This is a genomic window from Eggerthella timonensis (assembly GCF_900184265.1).
In the GTDB taxonomy this organism is placed as follows: Bacteria; Actinomycetota; Coriobacteriia; order Coriobacteriales; family Eggerthellaceae; genus Eggerthella; species Eggerthella timonensis.
In genome coordinates, this window is the sequence record NZ_FXXA01000002.1 from 2,373,110 (window position 1) to 2,399,507 (window position 26,398).

Consider the following 26,398-nt stretch of genomic DNA (forward strand, 5'->3'; position numbering starts at 1 on the left):
CGACCGTGCGTTTTCGGACGCATGTTCAATGTTGCTGCAGGTACCTTCCCGTGACGCTCGCGGGGTTCGCCGCCAGCTCCTCAGGGGTGCCGGCGGCGACGATGCGGCCGCCGGACGCGCCGCCTCCGGGGCCGAGGTCGATCACGTAGTCTGCGTTTGCGATGACGTCGAGATCGTGCTCGATGACCACCACGGTGGCGCCGTGGGCGACGAGGTTCTCGAACACGCGCAGCAGGGTGCGCACGTCGAGCGGGTGCAGGCCGATGGTGGGCTCGTCGAACACGAACACGGCGTCGTCCTGCGCGCGCCCCATCTCGCTGGCCAGCTTGAGGCGCTGCGCCTCGCCGCCGGAGAGCGCCGGCGTGGCCTCGCCGAGGGTGAGATAGCCCAGACCCAGGTCGTGCAGCGTGTCGAGGCGGGCGCGCACCTTCTTCAGGTCGGATGCGGGCGTGCGCGCCTCGTCCACCGTCATGGACATGAGCTGGGGCAGCGTGCAGCCGGGCTCGTCGCAACCGGCGCCAGGCCGGTGGATGCGATCGGCCTCGGGCGCGTAGCGCGAGCCTTCGCACGCGGGGCAGACGATGTCCACGTCGGGCAGGAACTGCACGTCCAGGCTGATGGAGCCCGTGCCGTCGCAGACGGGGCAGCGCAAGCGACCGGTGTTGTAGGAGAAGTCGCCCGCCTTCAACCCGGCCGCCTTCGCCTCGGGCGTGCGCGCGAAGGCGCGGCGCAGCTCGTCGTGCACGCCGGCGTAGGTGGCCACGGTGGAGCGCACGTTCGAGCCGATGGGCGTGGCGTCGATAAGGTTCGCCCGCTCGATGCCCGCGGCCTCGACGCGCTTTACGTGGGCGGGGAGCGCGCTGCCGCTCGCGTTCGACGCCAGCGCCGGGATGAGGCTTTCCAGCACGAGCGTGGTCTTGCCCGAGCCGGACACGCCGGTGACGGCGGTCAGGCGGCCGCGCGGGATGGCCGTCTCGAGCGGCTTCACGGTGTGCAGCGCGTCGGTGGCCAGCTCGATGCGGCCGCGAGCGAACACCTCGTCCGCGGGGATGCGCTCGCACACGCGCACGGTTTCCGCGCCCGACAGGAAGCCGCCGATGAGCGAGGCCGGATCCGCCTCCACCTCGGCCAGCGACCCTTGGGCGATCACGCGGCCGCCGTCGGCGCCCGCGCCCGGCCCCATCTCGACCAGATGGTCCGCCGCGCGCAGGATGTGCGCGTCGTGGTCCACCATGACCACCGAGTTCCCGTCGGCGATGAGGTCGCGCATGACCTCGATGAGCCCGTCGATGTTGGACGGGTGCAGGCCGATGGACGGCTCGTCCAGCACGTACAGCACGCCGGTGGTGCGGTTGCGCACGGCGCGGGCCAGCTGCACGCGCTGGCGCTCGCCGGTGGACAGCGTGGAGCCTGCGCGGTCGAGCGCGAGGTAGCCCAGTCCCAGGTCGACGAGGCGGCGCGCGGTATGCTGGAACGATTCGACGATGCTTTCCGCCATCGGGCGCATCTCGGGAGCCAGGCCGTTCGGCACGGCGTCCGCCCAGCCGACGAGCTCGTCGAGGGTCATCTGAGACGCTTGCGCCAGGTTGATGCCGGCCACGTGCGGTTTTCGAGCCTGCTCGGACAGGCGCGTGCCGTGGCAGACGGGGCAGGTGCCCTGCTTGAGGAAGCGCGCCACGCGCCCGAGACCCTTCTCGTCCTTCACCTTCGACAGCGCGTTCTCCACGGTGCGGACGGCGTTGAAGTAGGTGAAGTCGAGCTCGGCGAACGCGTCGGTCTTCTTCGCCTTGTACAGGATGTGCTTCTTCTCGGCGGGGCCGGAAAACACGATGTCGCGCTCCTTGGGCGTGAGCTGGTTGAACGGGACGTCGGTGCGTACGCCCATCTCGCGGGCAACCTGCTTCATGAGGTCCCACATGAGCGTGCTCCACGGCACGACGGCGCCCTCGTCGATGGTGAGCGTCTCGTCGGGCACGAGCGACGAGACGTCCACGGTGCGCACGATGCCCGTGCCGTCGCATTCAGGGCAGGCGCCCTCGCTGTTGAAGGCCAGCTCCTCGGCGCCGGGCCCGTAGAACTCCACACCGCAGACGGGGCATGTGATGGGGCGCTCGGCGGCCACGTTGAGCGTGGGCGGCACGCGGTGGCCGTTGGGGCACACGTGGCTGCCCGTGCGCGAGAACAGCAGGCGCAGGCTGTTTAGCAGCTCGGTGGAGGTGCCGAAGGTGCTGCGCACGCCGGGTACGGCGGGCCGCTGGTGCAGCGCGAGGGCGGCGGGAACGTGGAGCACCTCGTCGACCGCCGCGCGTCCCGCCTGCGTGAGGCGCCGCCGCGTGTAGGTGGACAGCGCCTCGAGGTAGCGCCGCGACCCTTCCGCGTACAGCACGCCGAGGGCGAGCGACGACTTGCCCGACCCCGACACGCCCGCGATGGCCACGAGGCGGCCGAGCGGGATGTCCACGTCGACGTTCTTCAGGTTGTGCACGCGGGCCCCGCGCACCTGGATGTGATCGGGGGCGGGCGGTTCGCGGCGGCTTAGCGGTTCCATGCCTACGATTCCTCATTCCTGTCGAAGGGCTTTGCCCAGTATGGTAATGCACCTTTCACAGAGCTCGGGCGTTTTCCGCGCCTTTCTGCGTTTCGTTCGCTAACGGGTGCCGTGCTGCAAGATGCAGCGGCGCTTCCTCCATTGACAGCAAGGCCTTGATCGCGTGCGCGATATGCTCGACGGTGGGTGGTTCTCCGTGCGTGCAGGTGCGGAGCACGAGTCCGTCGATGTAGATCGAAACCGCGAGCGCCTGTTCGCGACCGATGAGCTTGGCAAGCGATGCCTCGAATGCCTCTGCGGCTTCGGTCGTCATGGAGCGCAGCCTCGAATCGAACAGCGAGGCGTGGTGCAGCGCGATATCGGCTCGCGCGTTGTCCGGGCTCTCCAAACGCGCATACAGGGCTCGAACCGTTTGCTCGATGTCGTTGCCGGCGGCCGACGCGACTTGGAGCATGGTGCGGTAGTCTTCGTCGATAACGTGCGAAAGACGCTCGTAACCGGCGCGCTTGAGTTCTTCTATGCTTGAAAAGTACTTGGTAACGGAACCTAAAGACGAACCGGACGCTGTTGCGACCCTTCGGTGGGTGAGCCGATCGGGTCCGTCCTCTACGAGGATTCGCGCCGCCGCTGCGGCGATGCGGTCCTTGGTCGCTTTCGCTTTCGGCCCGAGCGACGCAGCGCTCTCGTCCATCATGCTCGCTCCTTCTGCTCGGATGATTCGGGCAACGTCTTCGCGTACAGGAAGCTCTCCATGGACAGGGTACCCTGCGGGAGGGGAAGCTCGACGCGTCGCTTGCCCATTCTATCGAAGCCGCGGCTTTCGTAGAAACGGTACGTGCACGCGTCGTCGGTGTAGAGGAACACGCGCTTTCCCGGTCTCAGCCGCGAGAGCTCGTTGAGCAGCTTCGTGCCGATGCCACGACCTTGGCAAGCTGGGTCGGCCGCGAATAGAACGATCTCCCCGTCGGGTTCGAAGGGCAGCTCCTCGCGCATCTCCTCGTTGGCGCGATCGTATGGCTCCTCGGCGGCGGCGTAGGGCACGAGCTTAGAAAGAGCCGTGAACATGCGATGGAAACGCGCTTGGGCTGAACGCGCGTAGGGATGCGCCTCTCCTTCGAACGCGGCAAGGAGGAAGCCGGTCAGCCGATTCCCGTCGTATGCAGCGAGGGGTAAGGTGCAACGTGCGAGGGCTTCGCAGAAGACGTCTTTCGCGTACAGCTTGAGCGCGAGTCCGCTTGCGTACCGATCCAGGTGCATACCGGTCAAAGCAAATTTCGTCGCTATGTCGAAGTCCCGGCGCTGGAGCTCTTTGAACGTTATCCGGTCGTTTTGCATAGTGCACGCCTTTCTCGATTCCGTTCCCTGCTTTCCAGAATAAGGCTTTTCCATAAAAGTGAACAAAAGTACACATAATGAGTATGATGCGTAGTCGCGTCCGTGTCGGCGCTCGGATATCCAGTCGCAACCGGTTGGCATGCGGCCGCTTCTCCACCTGCGCCTTACGAAGAAGTAAGGACGCCGTAAGCGACAGGCAAGCCTGGGGCAAGGCCGAGGCGGCATACTGGAGCTGCATGGCAGGGCATGGCGGATGGGAAGACGGAGGTCGTCGTGGGTTTCATAGCGCAGTTCCTCGGACGTTTCAGCGAGAGCTTCTCGGCGGCGGTGGCGCTGTGGCCGCTGGCGTCGCTGGCGCTCACGCTGCCCATCCTCGCATACCTGTACCACCGCGACGGGCGTCTGCGCGCGTCGTCGGCGGTGACGGCCTATCTCGCGGTGCTCTACGTGCTGGGGCTCGGGTGCTTCACGCTCTATCCGCTGCCCGACGGCGCCTCCGGCCCCGGCATCACGTACGGCATCCCTCCGCGGTTCAACCCGCTCGGCTTCTTGGACGACCTCGCGAAGGACGGCGTGCGCGCCTTGCCGGACATGGTGGCGAACGTCGCGTTCTTCGTCCCGCTCGGCTTCATCGTGGGGCGCATGCTGCGCTGGCGGTTCGCACCGACGCTCGCCTTGGGCTTCGGCACTTCGCTGCTGATCGAGACGGCGCAGCTCACGGGCCTGTTCGGCCTGCACCCGTACGCGTACCGCATGTTCGACGTGCTGGATCTTCTCTGCAACACGACGGGAGCCGCCGTCGGGTGGGGCCTCGCCGTGCTCGCCGCGCGCCTGCTGCCGCCGGGCGAGCTCGCGCCCGAGGGGCAGGTGACCGACCGCCCCGGCCTCGTCCGCCGCGCCGTGGCGCTGTGGATCGACCTGGCGGCGGCGGGCGGGGTGCTCGTCGTCTCGATGGCCGCCGCGAGCCTCGTACTGCACGCGGCGGGCGATTCGTCGTGGACCGAGGGCGCCCGGTGGGAGGCGGCGGTCGCCTTGGCGGTGTTCGTCGCGTTCGAGGGCGTCGTCCCCTGGCTTCGGCAGGGCCGCACGCTTGGAGGCGGGTTCGTGCGCATGACCTGCGAGACGCGTCCGCGCGAGGGATGGCGACGGCTCGCCTTCTACGTCGCGCGCCTGCTCGTTCTGGGATTCGTCCTCGCGTTCTCGCCGCTCGCCGTGCCGGCCGTGCTGCTGTTCTACGCCTTCGCGCGGCGCATGCCCTACGATTACGTGTGACGCCCCCGGTGCCGACCGCATCGATCCCTGCGCGCGTTCGCTTACCGTCCGCCCGCGGGATGGTGCCGATAAAATGAACTTTACGATTCCTGGCAGGTTCAAGTTCAATATCGTGGTTCAATGAGTTCAATTTATCTGACATGGAAATTGAACTACGGAGGGCCTATGAGCCAGCAGGAAACGTTTGCGGACCGCCTTGCCCGGTCGATGGAGGCCAAGGGTTTCAAGCAGGCCGATCTTATCAGGCTGGCGGCCGAACAGGGCATGAGGCTGGGGAAAAGCCAGGTCAGCCAATATGCGAACGGCAAAACGCTTCCCCGTGCCCCGGTGGTGCGCGTCTTGGCGGACATCTTGGAAGTCGAACCCGCCTGGCTGTTGACGGGCGCAGAAATTGAACCCGGCGCTCGCGATGATTCTCCTGCCGCCGAAGCCCCCCGTGCCGTAGCCGAAACCGGAACTGAACCCGAAACCACCGAACCGAGGAGCGAGCCCATGCGCGAGATCAAGAAGTCGACGAAGCTGGACAACGTGCTGTACGACGTGCGCGGGCCGGTGGTGGAGGAGGCCGAGCGCATGGAGGAGGCCGGCGCACGCATCCTGAAGCTCAACATCGGCAACCCGGCGCCGTTCGATTTCCGCGCGCCCGAGGAGATGGTGTTCGACATGAGCCGCCAGCTGGCCGAGTGCGAGGGCTACTCGTCGGCGAAGGGCCTGTTTTCGGCGCGCAAGGCCATCATGCAGTACGCGCAGCTCAAGCACATCGAGGGCGTCGACATCGACGACGTGTACACCGGCAACGGCGTGAGCGAGCTCATCAACCTCAGCATGCTCGCGCTGCTCGACAACGGCGACGAGGTGCTCGTGCCCTCGCCCGACTACCCGTTGTGGACGGCCTGCGTGACGCTGGCCGGCGGCACGCCCGTGCACTACGTGTGCGACGAGCAGGCGGAATGGTACCCCGACATGGACGACATCCGAGCCAAGGTGACGAGCCGCACGAAGGCCCTCGTCATCATCAACCCGAACAACCCCACCGGCTCGCTCTACCCGCGCGAGGTGCTCCAAGAGCTCGTCGACATCGCGCGCGAGCACAACCTCATCATCTTCTCCGACGAGATCTACGACCGCATCGTCATGGACGGCCTCGAGCATATCTCCATCGCCTCGATGGCGCCCGACGTGTTCTGCGTCACGTTCAGCGGCCTGTCGAAGTCGCACATGGTGGCGGGCTACCGCATCGGCTGGATGGTGCTGTCGGGCGACAAGGCGCGGGCGCGCGACTACATCCTCGGCGTCAACATGCTGTGCAACATGCGCATGTGCTCGAACGTGCCGGCGCAGTCCATCGTGCAGACGGCGCTCGGCGGCCATCAGAGCGTGCAAGGCTACATCGTGCCGGGCGGCCGCGTGTACGAGCAGCGCGAATACGTGTACAACGCGCTCAACGACATCCCCGGCGTCACCGCGGTCAAGCCCAAGGCGGGCTTCTACATCTTCCCGAAGCTCGACGTGAAGAAGTTCAACATCGTGGACGACGAGAAGTTCGCGCTCGACCTGCTGCATGAGAAGCGCCTGCTCGTGGTGCATGGTGGCGGCTTCAACTGGAAGAAGCCCGACCACTTCCGCGTGGTGTACCTGCCGCGTATCGAGGTGCTCGGCGACGCCATGCGCGACCTCGGCGACTTCCTGAGCCGCTACCGCCAGGCGTAGCGCGCCGTGCGCGCGGTCGCGCGCGGTAGCGTGATCGTCGTGCGCAACCGAACCTCGGTTTCGTGGCAGATTCGGCGGGGAAATTCGTCGCCTTCGGACGCCCTTCCGCGCCGCTCGTTCGTGCGCGATCGTCTGAGCTGCGGCAATGCGAAACGTGGGGAGCGAACGCGACGGTCGACTCCCGTTGCCGGCGGGCTTAGCTCAGCAGCTCAGCGCGAAGCCCGAACTGCTTGCTGGCGTAGTCTTCGCAGCTCGGCCGCACCCTGGTTCCCAAGTGGGCTGCAAGCATGCGGGTGAAGCGAAGGTATTCTTGGCGGTTCGCCACGTGCCGCCAAGTCGCCGTCAGCACGGTGAGCCCGAGGGACTCCAACGCGTTTCTCCGGGAAGCGTCTTCGGCGATGCGGGTCGCCCCGGTGTGGCACAGGGTGCTGTCGTATTCGACGGCCACGTTTCGCTCGGGCCATAGCAGGTCGCAGCGGAAACAGGATCGCCCGGTCGCCCATGCGTTCCGTTTGCCGACGGGTACGGGCGCGTTCATCTTCGGGTGGGAGATATTGCTGCCGCCATGGCCGTACGGCAAGGTGAGGAGCATGGACAACGTCGACTCCCTCGGCGATGCCGACATGCCCAGCACATGCGGAAGCGCCTTGCGGGCCCGAGGAGCGCCGTGAAGAGGGCATGGCGCGAGCATACCACGAAATATGACCAGGTGAACGAGAACTTTTCCGGCGCTAGATCCGCGTTGGTCCATGCTGGATCCGTGTTGGAACGGCATGGAAAACGCGTTGGAACCGCGTGTCTTTCGGGCGGAAACCGCGTCGGATTCGGCGTGCAGGCCGCATCGGGTCGCCCGGAGCCGAACCTGGTAGGCTTGCAGGCCGCATCGGGTCGCCCAGGGGTCGAACCTGGTAGGCGTACGGGCTGTACGGGGCCGTTCGGTGCGGGTTCGTCGAGAAGCTGGCTGCCGGCCGAGCTGTCGATCGGGAGGTTCGTGGCAGATTCGGCGAGATATTCGTCGCGGGGAGACGCGAGACCCTCGACCCGCCGCTCTTTCCGCTCTTTCCGAGCCTAGAGTTCTCAGCCGACCTGGGAAAACGTTGCGTGTGGCTCGAACGGTCGATGCTGCAGCGGTTCGACGGGCCGCACGACGACGAATATCTCCTCCGTTTCTGCCGCGAACGGGGAAAGGCGGCGCGCTGGCTCGCATGCCTCCGGCGCGGTTGCGTTGTGCTCGCTATTCGGGGGACGGCCGCTCTGCGGGAGGGGCGCTCGCGGCGTTCGCTTTCCGGGAGAGACGGAACACGTTCGCCTTCTGTCCGCCGTCGGGTGCGAAAAGATGCTTTCGGACGACGAGCCCCTCGCTTTCGAGCTTGCCGAGCGCGCAGCGGCAGCGGGGGATGGACGCGCCCATCTCGCTCTCGATGGTTCGCCAGGGGAGCGGCTCGGTGACGCCGCGCTCGTCGGCGTGCCGTGCGAGGCAGGCGAGCAGCTGCGCCTTCGTCTCCTCGACCCGCCTGTTGCTAGAGCGCGCCATGGGCCGAACCCTCCCGCTCGCGCGATTCGCGGCGCATGAACAGCGCGAGCATGGCCACGCACAGCGATCCTGCGGCAACGGTTGCGAAGGTCGGAGCCAGCGCCCCGTCGCCCGTGCGCGGCGACAGGCCCGGCGGCGTCGTGCGCGCCGTCGGCATCCCCGCGTCGGCGAGCAGCGCGAAGTCTCCCAGCCCGTCCGTCTCGAACACGGCCGCGCGCTCCGCGCCGGTGCCCTCGACGCGGGCGCTGAGGCGCGACGCGCTGCCGGACGCGTCGATGCCGAGCACTGCGATGTGCGTCGCGCCGATGGGGAACGAGACGGGAACCGGGAGGCGCACGGCGAGGGCGCCGACGTGCAGCGGCGCGGGCATGTCGGGCCCCTCGAGCGCGAGCCGCCACGCCGAGGCGACGCGGGCTTCCCCCGCCTCCCGCTGCAGGCGTTCGTAGCCGTCGATGCCCGGTTCGAGCTCCGCCACGGAAAGCCGCGCCCGATCGTGCATCCACCAGCTTTCGACCCGCGGCAGCGCGTCGCGGGCCGGCAGGGCGCGCTCGGCGTACTCCGACGAGGCCACGACGGTGATGCTCTCGCTGGTCGAGCGCCCTTCGGCATCGGCGACCGTCACGGTGAAGCGATGCGTCGAGCCGTCGTGCAGCAGCGAGAACGCCCGTGCGGAAAGCTCGAAGCGGTCGCGTCCGTCGCCGTCTTGCCCGGAGCGCTTCACGAGCGACTCCTCGCCGCCGTCCACCGAGCAGCGCCATTCGAACGCGTAGGGCGCCGTCCCCTCGGCGACGGCATGCAGGTCGTACTTCGGAGCGCCGTCGCCGTTTTCCTCATGGGCGATGAGGAGGCGCGGGGCCGCGAAGCTCTCGGTCACCGAGAGCCGGAGCCGGTCGATCTGCTCGGCTGAGGGGATGAGCGACACCTCGGTCGCCAGGGCGGCGTCGGCGTAGCAGGGGCGAGCGCCGAGGCAGGCCAGCAGGCACGCGGCGGCCAAGCAGGCGGCGATCCTCCTACCCATGGACGATCACCCGCACCCCGGCCTCGGCGCGCCCGACGGGCTGCTCGGTCTCGGGGTCGAGCGCCTCGAACGACGCGGTGCACGGGTACGTGCCCGCCGGCAGGTCGACGGCGAGGCGCGCCCGCTGGATATGGTGGTTCGGCTCGATGACGCCGCTTTCGTACACGGCCTCGCCGGTATCGTCGCGCATGACGGTCACCTTCATGAGGTAGCGGTTGTTAGGTGCGTTCTCGATGCGCAGCTCGCCTTCGGAGGACCCGTCGGCGAACTCCGCGACCGAGGCGATGGATATGCTGAACATGCCCTCGGCCACGAGGTCGCCGAGGGCCGCTTGGATCTCCTCGGGGCTCTTGCCGTCCAGCTGGCCGAGCGCCGCGTTGGGGTCGCGCGCGCCCGCGTCGGGCGAGCACGTGCGCAGGCCCAGCAGCACGAGCGGCGCGAGGATGAGGAGCAGGGCGAGGAGCGCCGCGGCGAGGGCGAGGGAAGGCTTCCTCCGCTTCGGGCGCTCCTCGGCCGTGTGCTTGGACGGTTCCACCGCTGTCCTAGGCTGTGGGCTTCGCGGCGCTGATCTTGTACACGATGTCCATGACCGCTTCGGCGCTATCGGCGGTGACGCTCGTCAGCTGCGAGTTCTTGCCCGCGAGCGCGAGGCCGAGCGTGCCCGCGTTGGCCGCAGCCTTCCAATCGTCGGCTTGGGCGGCGGTGATGGAGGTCGTGGTGGCCTCGACGAGCTGCAGCGTGTTCAGCGTGGCCTGGATGTCGCCGTGGCGGCTGCCGCCCGCCGCCGCTCCGCTCGGGTCGGAAGCCACGATCTGCCAATCGCTCTTGGACGTGGGCGTGAACTCGGTCACGTAGATGTCGAACAAGGAGTTGTTCGTGATCTTGTAGTCGGTAGCCGCGGGCGCGGTGATCGCGCCGCCCGCCATCGGCGCCACGACGGACACCTTGAGCGGGATGGTGGCCGCGATCTGGCTGGCGTCGGGGATGGCCGACACCTCGGTGGTGGCGTTGTTGGAGCTGAAGCCGTCGGTGCCCGTCGCGCCCGCCGTGTTCGCGGCGAACGCGGGCACGGCCGTGCCGAGGGCGAGCGTCGTCGCCAATGCCAGGGTGATAGCGGTTTTCTTCATGGGGTTCCTCCTTCGGTCGTTACGTTCGGTCGTTGCGTGTCGGGGCGCGCTAGCCGCCCCGGTCCCGTGCGTGCATGCCCTCACCCCCTCACGATGAGCGTGATGCGCGCCGCGGCCTTGCCCACCTCGTCGAAGGTGTCGACGTCGAACGCGGTGAACAGGGCCGTGGCCTCGTACTCCCCGGGCTCGAGGCGCTTCGCGAGGACGATGTCCTCCAGGTAGCTTCCCGGCGCGATGCCTCCCGACTCGTAGACGGTCTCGCCCGTCGAGTCCAGCGTGACGGCCGCTTTCATGGCGTAGCGGTTCCCGGGGACGTTCTCGATGTAGGCCGTGCCTGGCTCGCTTGCGCTGGGGAACTCGATCACCGAGGCGATGGAGATGTTGAACATGCCCTCCGCGACGACGCGCCCGAGCTCCTCCTGCATCTGCTCCTTGGACTTGTACGGCGCTTGGCCGACCTTGGCGTTCGCGTCGAAGAACGGGCCGGCGCCGCTCTGCCCGCACAGCAGCAGCGCGCCCGCGCCCAACGCCAGCAGCAGGAGGATCGCGAGCGCCAGCGCGATGCGCTTCCTCGCTGATCCGGCCTTGCTCTCGGTTTCGGTGCGTTCGGCCATCGTCGGCTCCTACTCCTCGATCTCGAAGGTGAACGTGACGTTCGCGAACGGGCCGCGCCGATCGGCCGGGGGCCCTGCGACGTCCACCGGGCTCGGCAAGTCGAGCCCGAACGTGGCGGAGAGCTCGCCGAGGGCGCCGGACGTCGCCGCAGGCACGGTGAAGCCCGAGAGCGCGACCGGGGCCGACCCGAGCGGCAGCCTGGCCGAGGCCGCGCCGGCCTCGAGCACGACTGCGATGGAAGGCCACTGGGAGGCCTTCGGGAACGTCGCTTCCGTGCCGTTCGCGCCCGGCACGGTCGCGCACGTCGCCGTTGCCACCTTCAGGGGTACCACCGACCGCGAGGCGAACGTCGCCGTCCCGGCCGTCGCGGTGCCCTGCGCGCTCACGCCGACCGCCGCCGTCAGGGGCGCGTCCACCGAGACGACGGGCGCCCACACGGCGTAGAGGGTGACGGAGCCGCCGGCGACGTCGGTGAGGTTCGCCTTCTCGACTTCCTGGCCCGCAGCGTAGCCCGTCCCCGTGCCGTCGGCCTTTGTGTTCCACTCCTTGAACGAGTATCCAGCCCTGGCATAGGTGTTCGCCGGCATCGTGACCGTCGCGTCGTACTTTGCGACGATGTCTTCCGGGCCTGCTCCCGTTCCCTTGTTACCGTCGAACTTCACGGTGTAGGAGTTCGCCTTCCAGATGGCGTAGAGGTCCACCACCGCGTTGTTTACGGAGGCGAGGTTCTTCACGTTCTCGAACCCGGCGTAGACCGTGCCCGGGTTGTCCGGGGTGACGTCGGCGGCGGGCAGCGTGCGCCACCCTCCGAAGGCGTAGCCGGTGCGGGACATCTTCCACGGCGTGCCGTCCGACCCGACGCCTTCGTCGGGCAGGATCGGGAACACCTGGTCGTAGAAGACGCCGCACGTCGGCGGAGGCGTGCCCCCGCCCCCGTCGAGGTTGTACCGCACGTTGTACCATACGGGAACCCAGACGGCGTAGAGGTCGACTACCGCCTTGTCGGTGGAGGAGAGGTTCTTCACGCTCTCGAACTCGCCGTAGATCTTGCCCGGGTTGTCCGGGGTGACGTCGGCGGCGGGCAGCGTGCGCCACCCTCCGAAGGCGTAGCCGGTGCGGGAACTGCCCCACGGCGTGCCGTCCGACTCGTAGCCCCCGCGGGGCAGGATCGCGAACTCCTGGTCGTAGGAGACGCCCTGCGTCGGGGGCGCGGTCCCGACGCCCCCGTCGAGGTTGTATCGCACGTTGTACCATACGGGAACCCAGACGGCGTAGAGCGTGACGGTCTTGTCGTTCGTCGTGGCGAGGTTCTTGTACACCTTGCCCGGCGTGTAGCCCTTTCCCTTTCCGTCGGGCGCCGTGTTCCATTCCTTGAACAGGTAACCCGTCTTCGTGAACGTGTTCTCCCGGAGCGTGAACTCTTCGTCGTAGCTCACGTCGTGCTCGTCCGGGGACACGTCGTGCGCGCCGCCGTTCGAATGGAAGTTGACCTTGTACTTGATGGGCGCCCAGATGGCGTAGAGCGTGACCGAGCCGCCGGAGACGTCGGTGAGGTTCGCCTCCTTGATCTCCTCGCCCGCGTCGTAGCCCGCTCCCGTGCCGTCCTGTTTCGTGTTCCATTCCTTGAACAGATAGCCCGTCTTCGCGTACGGGTTCGCCGGCATCGTGACCGTCGCGTCGTACGTAGTCTCGATGTTTGCCGGGTTCGCGCCCGAGGTGGCGGTGTTCCCGCTGAACCTCACGGTGTAGGAATTCGGCACCCAGACGGCGTAGAGGTCAACCACCTCGGAGACGGTCGTCAGGTTCTTGACCCGTTCCGTTTCCGCGAAGGTCTTGCCCGGCTCTCCGGCGGCTGCCTGCGCGTTCGTGACCGTGCGCCAGCCGCCGAAGGTGTAGCCGGTACGGGACATCTCCCACGGCGTGCCGTTGGATTCGACCCCCTTCGTCGGATACAGGTTTACTTCGACGTCGTAGTGCAAGCCTACCGCGGGAGGCGGCGTTCCGCTTCCACCGTCAAGGTTGTACCTAATGACGTACCAGATGGGCTCCCACTTCGCGTAGAGCACCAGGTCCTCTTCGGGCATGACGTCGTTGGCGAAGTCCCAGGCGGTCGTGCAGCCGGCTTCCTTGTGCCAGCCGCCGAACGTGTAGCCCGTGCGCGTCGGGTCGGCGGGCTTCGCGAGTTTCGTCCCGGGGGCCTGCGAGGTGGAACCGGGGGTTTTGATGTCATCGTAGTTTACGTCGATCCGCCACTCTGGGAAGCCCTTGGCGTTGGGGAACCCCCAGTTGTTCCACCTTGCCTGCGATTGAAGCGCCGTGCAGCTGACGCATCCGTTGCCCCATACCTTCGCATTGGCGCGGTCCATGCCGGCGAAGACGCTCGCCGCGCTGCCCCCTAGGCTGTGGATGCAGCCCAGCTGCACGATCTCCGTGACGGGGGTGTTCGCGAAGGCCCGATCCTCGATGGACGAGGCTTCCTTTCGAATGACGGCTCGGTGGCCGATCTTGCCCTCGGGCCAACGGTAGAGCTTCTTGAAGTCTTTCGTGTACAGCACGCCGTCGTCCGAGGCGAACGCCTGGTTCGCGGGGTCGACGTTGACGGACTTGAGCATGGTCGCGCCCTCGAACGCCTTCACGTCGACGTAATCGACGTTCGCGGGGATGGTGATGGAGGTGAGGCTCGTTCCCTCGAACGCGGTGATGTAGATGGACTTGAGCGTGCTGGGCAGGTTGATCTGCTTGAGTCCCGATACGCCCTTGAACGCGTTGTTCGCGATGCGGGTCACGTCGTAGTAGTAGCGCACCCCGCCGGTCACGCGGGTCACGACGCCGCCCTCGGGGATGGTGACCACGCCGTCGGCGGGAAGCTCTGCCACGCAGTTGTTCGTCCCGCCGCCGACCTTCACCTTGCCGAGGCTGCTGCCGCTTGCGGCGGACATGATGGAGTAGCGGATGCCTTCGTAGACGAAGAGGTCGCCGATGGCATACGGCTCGACGGCGGGTTCCTCGGTCGGCTCCCCGTCGGGGACGCCGGGGGCTTGGACGGGCTCGGGCTCGCACGCCGGTTCAGGTTCCGGCTCGGCCTCCGGGTCTTCTGCGGGATCTTCCACGGCATCCGAATCCTGCCTTGGGGGAAGGGCGCTTGCCTGCAGCGCGCCCTCGGCCGGGGGCTCTTCGGTTTCGGGCTCCGCCGTCGCATCGTCGACGCCCTTCCCGTCGGCCGCCTCCGGCTCGCCGGGCTGCGCGGCCTCGACGGCCTCGGGCCGGCCCGCAGGCTCTTCGGCCCCTTCGTCGTCGGCGGATGCGAAGCCGACGAGCAGGCACGAGGCGGCCAGCGCCAGCGACAGGGCCGCTGCCAGCAGCTTTCCTGCCGCGCCCAACGGCGCGCGGTTCGCGTGACCCATCGTCCCCTCCTTGCTCCATCGTCCCGAACGCGCGGAAACCTCCCCTCCGAATACGACCGGGGGGATGCGCTTTTCGAGTCCAGTATGAGCTTGGAAGATTAAACTACGGTTAAACGGCGCGTTTCGGTATCTCGGCGATCACGGCCGCGCCCCGCGGCCGGTTGCGCTCCATGCGGATCGTGCCCTCGTGGGCCTCGACGATACCCTTGGCGATGGAGAGCCCCAGGCCGTTTCCGCCGGTGGAGCGGGCGCGTGCTCGGTCGGCGCGGTAGAACCGGTCGAACACGCGCCCGCAGTCCTCCTCGGCGATGCCCACGCCGGTGTCGCGCACCTCGACGACGGCCCGCGCCCCGTGGGAGCGCACCCGCACCTCGATCGCGTCGCCAGGCTCGGTGTACTTGAGGGCGTTGTCCAAAAGGATCGCCATGAGCTGGCGCAGCTTGTCGGCATCGGCCTCGACCCGCACCAGCCCGCCGGCCTCGGCCTTCAGCGCCTTGCCTTCGGCGGCTGCCAGCTCCTCGTAGGACGCCGCCATGTCGGCCGCCAGCGCGCCCATGTCGAGCATCCGCACGTTCAGGCCGGTCGCGGCGGCGTCGGAAGACGTCAGCGCCAGCAGCTCGTCGGTGAGCCGTGCGAGGCGCGACACCTCCTCGATGGACGCGTCGATGCACGGAAGCTTGTCGATCACGGGCGCGCCCACGTCGTCGAGCAGCAGCTCCTGGTTCGTGCGGATGACGGCGAGCGGGGTGCGCAGCTCGTGCGAGGCGTTCTGCACGAACTCGGTCTGCTTCTCCCAGGCCGAGGCGATGGGCCGCAGCGTCCTGCGCGACAGCAGGTAGCTGGCGACGGCCGTCAGCACGAGCGCCGCGGCCAGCCCCACGGCGAGCGCGGCGGTGAGCCGCTCGAGGATGGCCGCCTCGGAGCCGACGTCCGCCGCCCGCTGGACGTAGGGCAGCTCCGCATCGTCCGACGCGAAGTTCGCCACCCGGTAGCGTCGTCCGTCCGCTTCGACGAGATAGGCGCGTTCCATGATGCTCTCATCGAAGGGGATCGAGCGCAGGGCGCGCTCGGCATCGCCGCCGGCGTCGAGCGCGCCGGCGAAGCCGCCCGCCGCGTCTCGCATGATCGTCATGGCGCGCATGCCGCCGCCCGAAGAAGGGGCGAACGTCGCGATCGGAGTCTCGCCGGGATCGCGCAGCTGCTCGGCGGGCAGCGGCATGTCGGCCAGCGGCAGGACCGTGGCCGTCAAGACGCCCTGGTAGTCGAAGAGCTCCTCGTCCACGACCTGGAACAGGCTGGCGGCCACCTCCTGGCGCACGAACACGCCGAGACCGGCGAACAGCAACCCGAACACCGCGAACACCAACAGGGCGTAGCGCAGCGACTCGCGCTTCAAGCGCTCGGCCTCACGCATGCGGCTCGTCCTCCGCGAGCAGGTAGCCGCAGCCGCGCACGGTTCTCAGGTAGCGGTCGTAGCCGTGGGGCCTCAGCTCGTTGCGGATGGCGTTCATGCACACGGCAACCACGTTCGAGGAGGTGTCCGACGTGTAGCCCCACACCTTGTCGAATATCTGCGATTTCGTGAGGATGCGCCCCTTGCGGCTGACGAGGTACTCGAGCGCGTCGAACTGCTTGCCCTTGAGGTCGAGCGGCGCCCCTGCGACGGATGCCGTGCGGTCGGACGGCGCGAGCACGAGGTCCTTGAAGGCGAGGCGGCCGTCGTCGCGGGCCCCGAGGGCGCGGCGCAGGATGGCCTCGATGCGCAGCGCGAGCTCGTCGCGGTAGAAGGGCTTCACCAAGTAGTCGTCCGCGCCCGCTCGGAAGCCCTTCGCCTTGTCGGCCAACGCGCCTTTGGCGGTGAGGATGAGCACGGGGGTGGACACTCCCTTCTTGCGTAGGCGCTCGAGCACCGCGAAGCCGTCAAGCTGGGGCAGCATGAGGTCGAGCACGACGAGGTCGTAGGTGCCCCGCTCGGCGAGGAAGAGCCCTTCGGCGCCGTCGTAGGCGCAATCGACGCGATAGGCGGGCTCGAGGCAGCGCTTGACGGAACTCGACAGGTTGCGGTCGTCTTCGATGACGAGGATGTTCATGGAGGCCCCCTTCCGCGCCGCATTCTACCATTAACGGCGCGACGGGGAAGGGGGGTATCTATCCGTTAGCGCATCGGCCTCTTCGAGCGCTGCTTGTCGGCGTACATGGCGTGGTCGGCGCGGCGGATGAGATCGTTCAGCTTGAACGGCGCCTCGCCGAAGGCGCTGCCGACGGCGGCGGTGGCGGCGATCCGACGCTCGTCGGCCAGCTCGCGCAGGCGCTCCGTCCAGCGGTCCACCAGCTCGTCCAGCTCGCTTTCCGTCCCGTCGCAGGCCACCACAAGGAACTCGTCTCCTCCGTAGCGGTAGCCGTGCACGCGTTCGTCGGCGATGGAGGCGATGCCGTCGGCCACGAGGCGCAGCAGCAGGTCGCCCTGCTCGTGGCCCTCGCTGTCGTTCACGGTTTTCAGGTGGTTCACGTCGAAGAACAGCACGCCGCACGACGAGAGCTCCCGGTACGCTCCCGCCATCATGTGGGAGAGCTTCGTGCGGTTGAACAGGCCGGTCAGCTCGTCGTGCTCGGCCATCTCGCGCTCTTCGGCCGCCAGCTGGTCGGTGAGGTCGGTGTAATAGCCGCTCAGAAGCAGGTTCCCGTCGCGGTCGTCGGTAATGCGGTAGAACACTTGCATCGGCACGTAGCTGCCGTCCCCGCGGATGAGCCGCAGCCGCAGGGTCAGCGTCTCGCGCGTGACGACGAGGCTCTCGAGGGCGCGCTTGGCCATCTCGTTGTCGTCGGGATGCACGCCGGTGAAGCCGTCGGTGTTGTAGAACTTGACGCATTCGTCGTGGGTCATGCCGCTCATGCGGCAGAACTCTTCGTTGATGAATATCGGCACGGTGCGGCCGTCGGGCGTGACCAGCTGTTGCACGAAGCCGCCCGGCATATCGTTCATGAGGTCGCGCAAGACGCGGTTGTCGCGCAGGATCTGCTCCTCGTTGTCGCGGCGCTGGAGGATGGCGGCCACGGAATCGCCGAGGCCGCCGAGGTGCTCGACGTGCTCGACGTTGCGGCGCGGGTTGTCCACGCCCAGAAAGCCGCCCAGCTTTCCGCCGTTTCGCAAAGGGACGAGCACGAGGCTGCGGATGCCGCGATCGCGGATTCCAAGGTCGGGAACGCTCTGCGCGTCTTCGACCCATAGGCTCGAGCCGTGGGAGAGCAGGTCCAGCGTATGCGCCTGCTCCGAGAAGGGCACGCGCTGCAGGCCGTCCTTCTCGGAGCCGATGCCCGCGGCGCACACCTCGTAGGTGTTGCTCGAGACCCGGCGCTCGTCGTCGAGCTCGAAGAGGTAGGAACGGTCGCCGTCGAAGTAGGCCATCGTCTCGCGAAGCGCCGAATGGATGGCATCGTCAGAGTCGTCTCCCGTCAGCAGGTAGCGCGAGACGTCGCTCAGAAGGCGCAGCTGCTCGTTGGTCTCCTGCGCCAGCTTCTCGGCGCGCCGCTGGTCGGCCAAGGCCACGCTCAACGACCGCGTCTCCTCGCTGATGGGGGTATAGGTGGTGTACACGACGGTTTTGCTCGCCTCTTTCTCCACCACGCGCCCGATGAGATGGAACGGCTGGTAACCGTCGTCGCCCCTGAGCGTGCGGATGTCGCACTCCATGTCGTGCCCGTGCTCGACGGCGTCGTTGATGGCGCGCATCATGCGCTCCCGGTCGTCGGGGTGGATCGCCTCGAGGGAGTCGTGGGTGCGCAGCTCGTCGCCTTCGCGCATCACGAGCTCGGCGTAGCGCTTGTTGATATGCGCCGTGCCGACGCTGCCGTCCGCGCCGATCTCGAAGATGATGGCGCCGCACGGCAGGTTGTCGAGCAGTTCCTTCCGCTTCTCCTCCAAGGCGACCTCGGCGGTCATGTCCACGTAGTAGCCGTTCGTGTATTGCGCTCCGTCGGGGGCGGTGATCGTGCGGTAGAACGCCTGGAACGGCACGTAGCCCTTGTCCTTGTGGAAGAAGCGGGCCCTTGCCGAGAACATCGCATCCTCCTCCATGGCCTTCGCCGCCGCCTGCATGATCTCGGGCACGTCGTCGGGATGCACGCCCGCGTAGGCGTCCTCGGTGTACAGTTCCATGACCTCGTCGCGGGTCATGCCCATGATCTGGCAGAACCCGTCGTTGACGAACACGGGCACTGCTTCGGCGCCGGGCAGCATCCTCATGCGCACGAAGCCGCCCGGCGTGTCGTTCATGAGCCGCTGCATCAGCTCGTTGTCCTGCTCCATGCGCGCCATGTGGTCGCGCCGGATGAGCATCGTCGCGATGCAGTCGCCGATGGCCGCCAGCTGGCCGACGTGGCGTGTGTTGCGCCGCGGATTGTCCACGCCCGTGCAGCCGACGAGCTTGCCGTCGTTCCACAGGGGGACGAGGAACGCCCCGCCGACGCCTTGGCGCCTGAGGATGTCGCGCTCTTCCTCGCTGGCGGCCGAAGACGCGTTCACGTCCTCGATGCACACGGTTCGGCCTTCGAGGAACTCGTTGAAGATGTAGCGCTGCCGCTCGTAGGGAAGCGCTTGCAGGCTCTCCTTCTCGGATCGGATGCCGGGGGCGCACACCTCGTAGGTGTTGCGCGATACGCGCTTCTCGTCGTCGAGTTCGAAGACGTAGGCGCGCTCCCCGTCGAAATGCTCGCGTATCTTCTCGAGCGCCTGCTGTATCGCGCGATCGGCGTCGGTGCTGATGAGCAGGAAGCGGGAGATCTCGTTGAGGAACAGCAGCTGCTCGTTGGTCTCCTGCGCCAGCCGCTCCGCCTTGAGCTGGTCGGCCTGGGCGATGCTGACCGACAGAGCCTCTTCGGTGATAGGCGTGTACGTGGCGTACAGAAGCGACGAGCCGTCCTCTTGGGGCTCGCTTCTTCCCACGACGTGCATGGGCAGGAAGCCGTCCTTCCCGTGCATGATACGGAAGTCGCATGCCGTCTCGTCGCCGGGGGCTGCGTTTCGCAGGGTTTCCATGAGCCGTTCGCGATCGTCGGGATGCACGGCGGCCAAGGCGTCTTCGTCGTGGATATGCGCCTCGTCGCGGCCGACCAGGTTGTGGAACTGCTTGTTCACGTGGCGGACGCTGATCGCTCCGTCGACGATACGGTACACGGCGGCTCCGCACGGAAGGTTGTCGAGCAGCTCCTTGCGACGGCCTTCGAGCTCGGTTTCCGCCGTCGAGTCGGTGTAGTAGCTGTTGATGCACTTCGCGCCGTCGCTGTCGGTGCTCGTGCGCAGGGACACCTGAAAGGGCATGAAGCCGCGTGTTTTATGGCGCAGGCGCACGCGTGTGGACAGCACGTCGTCTTCCTCCAGCATGCGGCGAACCGTTTGCACGAGGCCGGGGGCATCGTCGGGATGCACGATCGCGTAGAGGTTCTCGTCGTAGAGGTCGGCCATCTCCTCGCGGCTCATGCCCAGCAGCTGGCAGAGCCTGTCGTTGGTGAAGGCGGACGCCATGCGGCCGTCGGGCATGATCTTCGCCCTGCCGAACCCGCCCGGCGTGTCGCTCATGAGGCGCTCGGCGGTCTGGTTCATGTCCCGAAGCTTCTCGAGCGTTTTCCGTTGGTCGGTGATGTTCTCGATCAAGAAGTAGACGACGCTGCTCGTCGGGCTCTTCGCGATGACCCGCCCCCGATAGCGTAGATGCCCCTGATGCGACGGGTCGCTTGCGATCAGGCGGTACGTCGTCTCGCCGTGCAGCTCCAGGCCGTTGCGCTCGGCTAGGCGCACTTCGTTGACAAGGCGCAGGGCATCGTCTTCGGGCAGGCAGTCGAAGGGATCGAGCTTGAGCAGGTCGAGCAGGGGAAGGTTCGAGCGCAGCGTGTTCCTGAACTCGTCGTTGACGCGAATGATCTCGCAGCCGCCCTCGGTGACTTCCGCCACGCAGGCGCCGCCGACGTAGCTGTTGAAGATGAGCGAGTCGAGCGATGCGGGATTCCAAAACGCGTTGCCGTCGAGCATGCTGACGGTCTCGAACGTGTTGACGTCGCGCGCTTTGAGGCCGGTGTCGAACTTCTCCTCGAACGCGTCAAGAGGCATGGGGCGGTCGTAGAGGTAGCCCTGCACGATCGTGCAGCCAATGCTTCGCAGGTAGTCTGCCTGCTCCTTCGTCTCAACGCCCTCGGCGATGACCTGCACCCCGATCCACTTCGCCATCCGCACCACCGACTCGATGATGGTGCCCCCGCGCCCGTCGTCGCCGTCGTCGTCGCTGCCGGAGAGGAACATCATGTCGAGCTTCAGCACGTCGGCGGGCACGTCCTTCAGCACGCTGAACGAAGAGTAGCCGCTGCCGAAATCGTCGATCTCGATGGTGAATCCGCGCGCTTGCAGGCGCTTCACCAAGTCGATGATGAGCGCGGTGTCGAACGAGAACGCCGATTCCGTGATCTCGAGCCGCAGCATCTCGGCCGGGATGCCGTAGGATTCCACCATGGCGGTGATGCGTTCGAAGAAATCCTCCTGAAGCATGTCGATGCGCGAGACGTTCACCGAAATGGGCAGCGGCTCCTTTCCCTCGTCGAGCCACAGGCGCAAAAGCTTGCACACCTGCTCCCACACATAGGCGTCCAGCTCGTAGATGAAGCCGTTGCGCTCGAACACGGGCACGAAGGCGCCCGGCGAGACCATCTCGTCTCGCTCGGGGTCGCGCCAGCGAACGAGGGCCTCGGCTCCCGTCATAGCCCCGGTCTCGTGGTTGTACTGAGGTTGCAGCCATACCTCGAACTGCTCTTCGGCCAGCGCGTATTCCATACGGCTGATGATGCGCTGCTCTTCGACGGACGCGCGGTGCATCTCGTCGTCGAAGTAAGCGACCGAAACGTTGTAGCGCCCTTTGACGGTGCGTTTCGCCAGCAGCGCGTTGTTCGCCATCTCGCTGAAGGGGACCCGCTTGTCGTCGACGATGTAACGTCCGATGCTCAGTTGCAGTTTGAGATGGATGCTCTTGCTCTTGAAGGCGTCTTCCAAGCTGGATGCCAGCTCGGGAAGGAGCACCGGCGCCGATGCGGGGAGCAGCAGCTCGAAGTTGTCGGCCGACACGCGGCAGGCGAGGCCGTCGAACGAGGAGACGTAATCGCTGATGATGAGACCCACCTGCTGCAGCACGAAATCGCCCGTCGCCCGGCCGTACTGGGAGTTCACCGCTTTGAAGTTGTCGACGTCGCAGCATGCGAGCAGGTAGGAGCCGTCGGGCGCGGCTGCGATCCTCGCCCTCGCCTCGCGTTCGAAGGCGTCTTCGCGAAGGAGATCCGTCAGAGGATCGAAACGGCGGCGACGGTTCTCAAGGGCTCTTCTCACGCGAGCGCGGACGAGCGGGGCTTTGGGCGGCAGGAGGATGACGTCGTCCGCGTCCGATTCGAGCGCCCGAACCTGGGCGGCTTCGTCCTGCTCGTCGGCCACCGCGAACAACGGAAGGCGGCGCTCGCGATCCAATCGGCGCAGCAGCGCGTCGACCCCTTCCAGGTCGGGGCTGTACACGATCGCGGCGACTGGATCGGACTGCAGGACCGCCGCCGCTTCGTCGCCGTCGGTAGCCGACAGCACGGAGCGTTCGGGTTCGAAGACGCCGCGCAGTGCCGCCTCCTCCTTTCCGTCGAGGCCGAGGAGGAGCAACGGAGCCCCGTGCTTTCCTGCTTCTTCGTTCCCGCTGCCCATGCGCACCTTCTTCTTGCACGCGCCGGATGTTCTGCGCGTCGTCCTTTCAAGTCATATGCGCATCAGTATACCAAGGAACCGCCCGGTTTCGCCCCTCTACAACTTCCCCTTCACCATGGTCAGCGAGATCTTGCCGCGATCCTTGTCGATGCCGGCCACCCAGACGGCGACGGTGTCGCCCACGGACACGACCTCGCTCGGATGGCGCACGAAGCGGTCGGCCAGCTTGGAGACGTGCACGAGGCCGTCCTGCTTCACGCCGACGTCCACGAACGCGCCGAAGTCCACGACGTTGCGCACGGTGCCCGTGAGCTCCATGCCGACCGCGAGGTCGTCGAAGTCGCGCACCGTGCGGTCGAACACTGCCGGCGGCGCGTCGTCGCGCGGGTCGCGGCCCGGCTTCTCCAGCTCGGCGACGATGTCGCGCAGGGTGGGCAGGCCCACGCCCAGCTCGGCCGCCAGCGCGGAGAGTTCGCCGAGGCGGCTCGCGATGTCGGGGACGCCGCCGCGCGCGAGCGCGTCGGGCTTGACGTTCGCGCGCTTCAGCAGCTCGCGCGCCACGGGATAGCTCTCGGGGTGGACGCTCGTGGCGTCCAGCGGGTTGACGCCGCCTGCGATGCGGAGGAAACCGGCGCAGTTCTGGTAGGCTTTGGCTCCCAGCTTCGGCACCTTCTTGAGCTCGCGGCGGTCGGCGAAGGCGCCGTGCTCCTCGCGGTACGCGACGATGTTCCTGGCGACGGAGGCGCTCACGCCCGACACGTAGCCGAGCAGGCTCGCGCTGGCCGTGTTGAGGTCGACGCCCACGCGGTTCACGACGCGCTCCACCACGCCGGCGAGCGCGCGGCCGAGCGCGGCCTGGTCCAGGTCGTGCTGGTACTGGCCCACGCCGATGGCCTGGGGCGGGATCTTCACGAGCTCGGCGAGCGGGTCCTGCAAACGGCGGCCCAGGCTCATGGCGCCGCGCGTGGTGACGTCGAGGTCGGGGTTCTCCTCGCTTGCCAGCTTGGATGCCGAATAGACCGAGGCGCCGGCCTCGTTCACGATGGTGTACTGCACGGGCTCGTCGAGCCGCGCGAGGAGGTCGGCCACCGCCTCTTCGGTCTCGCGGCTGCCGGTGCCGTTGCCGATGGCCACCACGTTCACGCGGTGCTTCGCGATCAGGCGCTCGAGCGCAGCCTGCGCCTCCTTCACTTGGGAACGCGGCGGGGTGGGGTAGACCGTCGTGTAGTCGAGCAGCTTGCCGTATTCGTCGAGCACCGCCACCTTGCAGCCTGTGCGGTAGCCGGGGTCGAGCGCGAGGACGCGCGCGCCGCGCACGGGCCGCTGCTGCAGGAGGTTCTCGGTGTTCTTGGCGAACACGCCGATGGCGTCGGTCTGCGCGCGCTCGGTGAGCAGCTCGCGCATCTCGCGGTCGAGGGAGGGCGCCATCAGGCGCTTGTAGCCGTCGGCCACGGCCTCGCGCAGCACGGCGGCGAAGGGGCTCTGCGGGTTCCTGACGACGCGGCGCTCGAGCAGCCCGATGGCGGCGTCGGCGTCGACCCGCACCTTCGCGCGCAGCTTGCCCTCCTTCTCGCCGCGGTTGACGGCGAGCACGCGGTGGTTGGGGATGCGCGAAAGCGGCTCGGAGAAGTCGTAGTACGCCTCGTAGACGGTCTTCTCGCGCGGATCGACCGCTTCCACGGCCAGTGTGCCGGTGCGCTTGGCGAAGCTGCGCAGCGCCTCGGTGTGCTCGGCGTCGTCGGCGATCGTCTCGGCCACGATGTCGCGCGCGCCCTGCAGCGCCGATTCGGGCGTGGGGAAGCCGGCTTCGGCGTTCACGAGCCCGGACGCGAGGGCGAGGGGGCTTTTGCCCGAGTGCCCCTGAGCGAGGATGAGCAGCGCGAGCGGCTCGAGGCCTGCGTCGTGCGCCTTCGACGCGCGGGTGGCGCGCTTCTTCTTGTAAGGCTTGTACAGGTCCTCCACGCGCTGCATGACCTCGGCCGCCTCGATCTTCGCGCGCAGGTCGGCCGTGAGCTTTCCCTGCTCCTCGATGGCGTGCAGCACCTCGGCCTTGCGCGCTTCGAGGCTGCGCAGGTAGGCGAGGCGCTCGTCGAAGGCGCGCAGCTGGACGTCGTCCATGCCGCCGGTGGCCTCCTTGCGGTAGCGGGCGATGAACGGGATGGTGTCGCCCGCATCGACGAGCCCGATGACGGCTGCGACCTGCGCCGCGGAAAGGTTGAGCTCGCGTGCGAGCGTGGATTGGATGTTCGACATGTGCGGTGCTCCTGTGTTCCGGCTTGAAATCGGATGTGCCATTATACGCGAAGGCCGGCGGAAGGCTCGTCGGGCGCGCCCGGCCCCGGCGCTCCGTACTCCCGTCCCCAGGCGCACATGGCCTCCATCAGGGGGTGGAGCGACTTCCCCTTCTCGGAGAGGCGGTACTCCACCTTCGGCGGGATCTGCGGGTACTCGGTGCGCACGATAAGGCCGTCGGCCTCCATTCCCTTGAGCTGGCTGCTGAGCGTCTTGTCGGTGATGCGGCCGATCTTGCGCTTGAGCTCGTTGAAGCGCATGGTCTCGCACTCCACGAGCCAGTACATGATGACGAGCCGCCACTTCCCGCCGATCATCGATAGCGTGTAGCCGAACGGCGTGTCGGCGAGCGACGAGAGGCTCCCTTCGTAGGGCTCCATGCTCATAGCGCTTCCTTTCAGGATAGTACCTGTTGTAAAAGACCGTACTTCCATTGCGGCTTCGCTCACAGTATAACGAGACCGCAAGCGGACACGCCCGACGTTCTCGAAAGGATGCGCCATGGCCATGAACAAAGTGAGGATCACCGTTTTGAAGACCACGCTCGACGAGGAGCTGGCCGAGGAGTACGGCGTTCCCGGCCTGCAAGCATGCCCCATGATGCGTGCCGGTCAGGTGTTCCTGGCCGACTACGCCAAGCCCGACGGCTTCTGCGACGAAGCGTGGAAGGCCGTCTACCAGTACGTGTTCGCGCTGGCCCATGGCGGCGACGGCTTCACGTTCTACTTCGACGACTGGATGCGCGAGCCCGGATGCGCCGTCGTCAGCTGCAACGACGGCCTGCGCCCCGTCATCATGAAGCTCGAGGCAACCGACCTGCCCGCCGAGCCGAGCTACGAGCCGGTGCGCTAGAGGCGCCTTCTCAAGTACACCATGTCCACGAGCTTGTGGCCGTCCTCGTACATGGGATGGTCGTAGTTGTCGACGAAGAAGTTCTCCATGACATGCGAGCGCTCGAACCCGCATCCCTCGTAGAAGCGCAGGATGCCGGGAACGTCGCCCGTGCCGACGAGGAGCCAGCCTCCTCGATCCCGATAGCGTTCGGCGACGAGCTCGACGAACCGCCGCCCGTAGCCTTTGCGCTGGTGCTCGGGCACCGTGACGATGTTCTTGATCTCGAACGTCCCGGGTTCCTCCTGCGTCACCGCGCAGAGCGCCCTCATGCTGCCGTCGTCGAGGAGGGCCAGCAGATCGCCGCGATGCAGGTACCGCTCGATCATGTCCGCCGACTCGTCGCCGACGAGCAGCAAGTCCAGATGTTTCGTTTTCTCGCTCTCCGGAATTTCGATGAGTTCCATGCCCAACCTCTCCTCGTGTCATAGAATCCCAGACGGGAAACCATCGAAGTGCAGTATAGCGCGCCCCGCGCGGAAGGCGCGGCGCGATCGATTCGGCGAGCAGGAAGGCGGAGGCAGCGTGAACATCCAGGTATTCGGGACCAAGAAGAGCTTCGACACGAAGAAGGCGCAGCGCTACTTCAAGGAACGTCGCGTGAAGTTCCAGTTCATCGACCTCGCGGAGAAGGGGATGAGCAAAGGCGAGCTGGAATCCGTCTGCCGCGCGGTCGGCGGCATCGACGCGCTCGTCGATCCGAAGGCGAAGGACCAGGATACGGTGGCGCTGCTCGCGTACCTCTCTCCCGACCAGAAGTTCGAAAAGCTGCTGGAGAACCAGCACGTCCTGGCCGAGCCCGTGGTGCGCAACGGCAAGATCGCCACCGTCGGCTACGCGCCCGACGTGTGGAAGACGTGGGAGTAGGCTTGCCGTAGCCGCCCTTTCGGCGCCCTCGTTCTCTGTCGATTATCCGAACCGTTCGGTTTCGG

General features: G+C 67.2%; 20 protein-coding genes. 4 read left to right on the forward strand and 16 right to left on the reverse strand.

The window, feature by feature from the left end:
- Positions 1 to 25: 25 nt before the first annotated feature.
- Genes C1A15_RS09845 through C1A15_RS09855 form a run of 3 tightly spaced genes read right to left on the reverse strand, consistent with a single transcriptional unit; the run spans position 26 to position 3,883 of the window.
- The gene (locus C1A15_RS09845; RefSeq protein WP_101722403.1) at positions 26 to 2,548 is read right to left on the reverse strand and encodes an excinuclease ABC subunit UvrA; all 2,523 of its coding nucleotides are present in this window, start codon (positions 2,546 to 2,548) and stop codon (positions 26 to 28) included.
- Positions 2,549 to 2,603: 55 nt separating this feature from the next.
- Positions 2,604 to 3,242, reverse strand: a complete 639-nt coding sequence (locus C1A15_RS09850; RefSeq protein WP_101722404.1) for a TetR/AcrR family transcriptional regulator — start codon at positions 3,240 to 3,242, stop codon at positions 2,604 to 2,606.
- Positions 3,239 to 3,883: a GNAT family N-acetyltransferase gene (locus tag C1A15_RS09855; protein ID WP_180953065.1), complete on the reverse strand. Its 645-nt coding sequence runs from the start codon at positions 3,881 to 3,883 to the stop codon at positions 3,239 to 3,241. The genes C1A15_RS09850 and C1A15_RS09855 overlap by 4 nt, the downstream gene beginning before the upstream one ends.
- 273 nt (positions 3,884 to 4,156) lie before the next feature.
- Here C1A15_RS09855 and C1A15_RS09860 point away from each other — a divergent pair, with 273 nt between their 5' ends.
- Together C1A15_RS09860 and C1A15_RS09865 are read left to right on the forward strand one after the other, a co-directional pair.
- Positions 4,157 to 5,155, forward strand: coding sequence for a VanZ family protein (locus C1A15_RS09860; RefSeq protein WP_101723761.1), 999 nt, complete (start codon positions 4,157 to 4,159; stop codon positions 5,153 to 5,155).
- A gap of 165 nt (positions 5,156 to 5,320) precedes the next feature.
- Positions 5,321 to 6,865: an aminotransferase class I/II-fold pyridoxal phosphate-dependent enzyme gene (locus C1A15_RS09865; protein WP_101722406.1), complete on the forward strand. Its 1,545-nt coding sequence runs from the start codon at positions 5,321 to 5,323 to the stop codon at positions 6,863 to 6,865.
- Positions 6,866 to 7,061: 196 nt separating this feature from the next.
- Here C1A15_RS09865 and C1A15_RS09870 read toward each other — a convergent pair whose 3' ends face one another.
- The 12 genes from C1A15_RS09870 to C1A15_RS09935 all read right to left on the reverse strand — a co-directional run bounded on the left by C1A15_RS09870 (position 7,062) and on the right by C1A15_RS09935 (position 24,961).
- Complete coding sequence (locus tag C1A15_RS09870) at positions 7,062 to 7,616, reverse strand: hypothetical protein (protein ID WP_245864992.1); 555 nt, start codon at positions 7,614 to 7,616, stop codon at positions 7,062 to 7,064.
- A gap of 483 nt (positions 7,617 to 8,099) precedes the next feature.
- Positions 8,100 to 8,399: a hypothetical protein gene (locus C1A15_RS09875; protein WP_101722407.1), complete on the reverse strand. Its 300-nt coding sequence runs from the start codon at positions 8,397 to 8,399 to the stop codon at positions 8,100 to 8,102.
- Positions 8,386 to 9,417, reverse strand: coding sequence for a hypothetical protein (locus C1A15_RS09880; RefSeq protein WP_146001844.1), 1,032 nt, complete (start codon positions 9,415 to 9,417; stop codon positions 8,386 to 8,388). Before C1A15_RS09880 ends, C1A15_RS09875 begins: the two co-directional genes overlap by 14 nt.
- The gene (locus C1A15_RS09885; RefSeq protein ID WP_101722409.1) at positions 9,410 to 9,952 is read right to left on the reverse strand and encodes a hypothetical protein; all 543 of its coding nucleotides are present in this window, start codon (positions 9,950 to 9,952) and stop codon (positions 9,410 to 9,412) included. Before C1A15_RS09885 ends, C1A15_RS09880 begins: the two co-directional genes overlap by 8 nt.
- A 7-nt stretch (positions 9,953 to 9,959) precedes the next feature.
- Entirely contained in the window at positions 9,960 to 10,544 is a 585-nt protein-coding gene (locus C1A15_RS09890) for a hypothetical protein (RefSeq protein ID WP_101722410.1), read from the reverse strand.
- An 80-nt stretch (positions 10,545 to 10,624) separates the two neighbouring features.
- Positions 10,625 to 11,158, reverse strand: a complete 534-nt coding sequence (locus tag C1A15_RS09895) for a hypothetical protein (RefSeq protein WP_101722411.1) — start codon at positions 11,156 to 11,158, stop codon at positions 10,625 to 10,627.
- Positions 11,159 to 11,167: 9 nt separating this feature from the next.
- Positions 11,168 to 14,563 (reverse strand): InlB B-repeat-containing protein, encoded by a 3,396-nt coding sequence (locus C1A15_RS09900; protein WP_101722412.1) that lies wholly within the window; start codon positions 14,561 to 14,563, stop codon positions 11,168 to 11,170.
- A 109-nt stretch (positions 14,564 to 14,672) separates the two neighbouring features.
- A complete protein-coding gene (locus tag C1A15_RS09905; RefSeq protein ID WP_101722413.1) occupies positions 14,673 to 15,977 on the reverse strand; it encodes a sensor histidine kinase in 1,305 nt (434 codons plus the stop codon).
- The gene (locus C1A15_RS09910) at positions 15,970 to 16,653 is read right to left on the reverse strand and encodes a response regulator transcription factor (protein ID WP_101722414.1); all 684 of its coding nucleotides are present in this window, start codon (positions 16,651 to 16,653) and stop codon (positions 15,970 to 15,972) included. Before C1A15_RS09910 ends, C1A15_RS09905 begins: the two co-directional genes overlap by 8 nt.
- Before the next feature lie 65 nt (positions 16,654 to 16,718).
- Positions 16,719 to 22,283: an EAL domain-containing protein gene (locus C1A15_RS17130; RefSeq protein ID WP_219618190.1), complete on the reverse strand. Its 5,565-nt coding sequence runs from the start codon at positions 22,281 to 22,283 to the stop codon at positions 16,719 to 16,721.
- Between the two features lie 96 nt (positions 22,284 to 22,379).
- Entirely contained in the window at positions 22,380 to 24,536 is a 2,157-nt protein-coding gene (locus C1A15_RS09930; RefSeq protein WP_101722415.1) for a Tex family protein, read from the reverse strand.
- A 41-nt stretch (positions 24,537 to 24,577) separates the two neighbouring features.
- Entirely contained in the window at positions 24,578 to 24,961 is a 384-nt protein-coding gene (locus C1A15_RS09935; protein WP_101722416.1) for a winged helix-turn-helix transcriptional regulator, read from the reverse strand.
- 115 nt (positions 24,962 to 25,076) lie between these two features.
- Here C1A15_RS09935 and C1A15_RS09940 point away from each other — a divergent pair, with 115 nt between their 5' ends.
- A complete protein-coding gene (locus C1A15_RS09940; protein WP_219618191.1) occupies positions 25,077 to 25,427 on the forward strand; it encodes a TIGR04076 family protein in 351 nt (116 codons plus the stop codon).
- On the opposite strand, the gene C1A15_RS09945 is transcribed toward C1A15_RS09940, so the two are convergent.
- Positions 25,424 to 25,873 (reverse strand): GNAT family N-acetyltransferase, encoded by a 450-nt coding sequence (locus C1A15_RS09945; protein WP_101722417.1) that lies wholly within the window; start codon positions 25,871 to 25,873, stop codon positions 25,424 to 25,426. The genes C1A15_RS09940 and C1A15_RS09945 overlap by 4 nt on opposite strands.
- Positions 25,874 to 25,991: 118 nt before the next feature.
- Between C1A15_RS09945 and C1A15_RS09950 the strand changes: the two genes are divergently transcribed.
- Positions 25,992 to 26,333: an arsenate reductase family protein gene (locus C1A15_RS09950; RefSeq protein ID WP_101722418.1), complete on the forward strand. Its 342-nt coding sequence runs from the start codon at positions 25,992 to 25,994 to the stop codon at positions 26,331 to 26,333.
- Positions 26,334 to 26,398 lie beyond the last annotated feature (65 nt).

What these genes read in the sequence shown, in the direction of transcription:
- C1A15_RS09845 (WP_101722403.1), bottom strand. Translation starts at nt 2,548, where the DNA reads ATGGAACCGCTAAGCCGCCGCGAACCGCCCGCCCCCGATCACATCCAG.
- C1A15_RS09850 (WP_101722404.1), bottom strand. Translation starts at nt 3,242, where the DNA reads ATGATGGACGAGAGCGCTGCGTCGCTCGGGCCGAAAGCGAAAGCGACC.
- C1A15_RS09855 (WP_180953065.1), bottom strand. Translation starts at nt 3,883, where the DNA reads ATGCAAAACGACCGGATAACGTTCAAAGAGCTCCAGCGCCGGGACTTC.
- C1A15_RS09865 (WP_101722406.1), top strand. Translation starts at nt 5,321, where the DNA reads ATGAGCCAGCAGGAAACGTTTGCGGACCGCCTTGCCCGGTCGATGGAG.
- C1A15_RS09870 (WP_245864992.1), bottom strand. Translation starts at nt 7,616, where the DNA reads ATGGACCAACGCGGATCTAGCGCCGGAAAAGTTCTCGTTCACCTGGTC.
- C1A15_RS09875 (WP_101722407.1), bottom strand. Translation starts at nt 8,399, where the DNA reads ATGGCGCGCTCTAGCAACAGGCGGGTCGAGGAGACGAAGGCGCAGCTG.
- C1A15_RS09880 (WP_146001844.1), bottom strand. Translation starts at nt 9,417, where the DNA reads ATGGGTAGGAGGATCGCCGCCTGCTTGGCCGCCGCGTGCCTGCTGGCC.
- C1A15_RS09890 (WP_101722410.1), bottom strand. Translation starts at nt 10,544, where the DNA reads ATGAAGAAAACCGCTATCACCCTGGCATTGGCGACGACGCTCGCCCTC.
- C1A15_RS09895 (WP_101722411.1), bottom strand. Translation starts at nt 11,158, where the DNA reads ATGGCCGAACGCACCGAAACCGAGAGCAAGGCCGGATCAGCGAGGAAG.
- C1A15_RS09900 (WP_101722412.1), bottom strand. Translation starts at nt 14,563, where the DNA reads ATGGGTCACGCGAACCGCGCGCCGTTGGGCGCGGCAGGAAAGCTGCTG.
- C1A15_RS09905 (WP_101722413.1), bottom strand. Translation starts at nt 15,977, where the DNA reads ATGCGTGAGGCCGAGCGCTTGAAGCGCGAGTCGCTGCGCTACGCCCTG.
- C1A15_RS09910 (WP_101722414.1), bottom strand. Translation starts at nt 16,653, where the DNA reads ATGAACATCCTCGTCATCGAAGACGACCGCAACCTGTCGAGTTCCGTC.
- C1A15_RS17130 (WP_219618190.1), bottom strand. Translation starts at nt 22,283, where the DNA reads ATGGGCAGCGGGAACGAAGAAGCAGGAAAGCACGGGGCTCCGTTGCTC.
- C1A15_RS09930 (WP_101722415.1), bottom strand. Translation starts at nt 24,536, where the DNA reads ATGTCGAACATCCAATCCACGCTCGCACGCGAGCTCAACCTTTCCGCG.
- C1A15_RS09935 (WP_101722416.1), bottom strand. Translation starts at nt 24,961, where the DNA reads ATGAGCATGGAGCCCTACGAAGGGAGCCTCTCGTCGCTCGCCGACACG.
- C1A15_RS09940 (WP_219618191.1), top strand. Translation starts at nt 25,077, where the DNA reads ATGGCCATGAACAAAGTGAGGATCACCGTTTTGAAGACCACGCTCGAC.
- C1A15_RS09945 (WP_101722417.1), bottom strand. Translation starts at nt 25,873, where the DNA reads ATGGAACTCATCGAAATTCCGGAGAGCGAGAAAACGAAACATCTGGAC.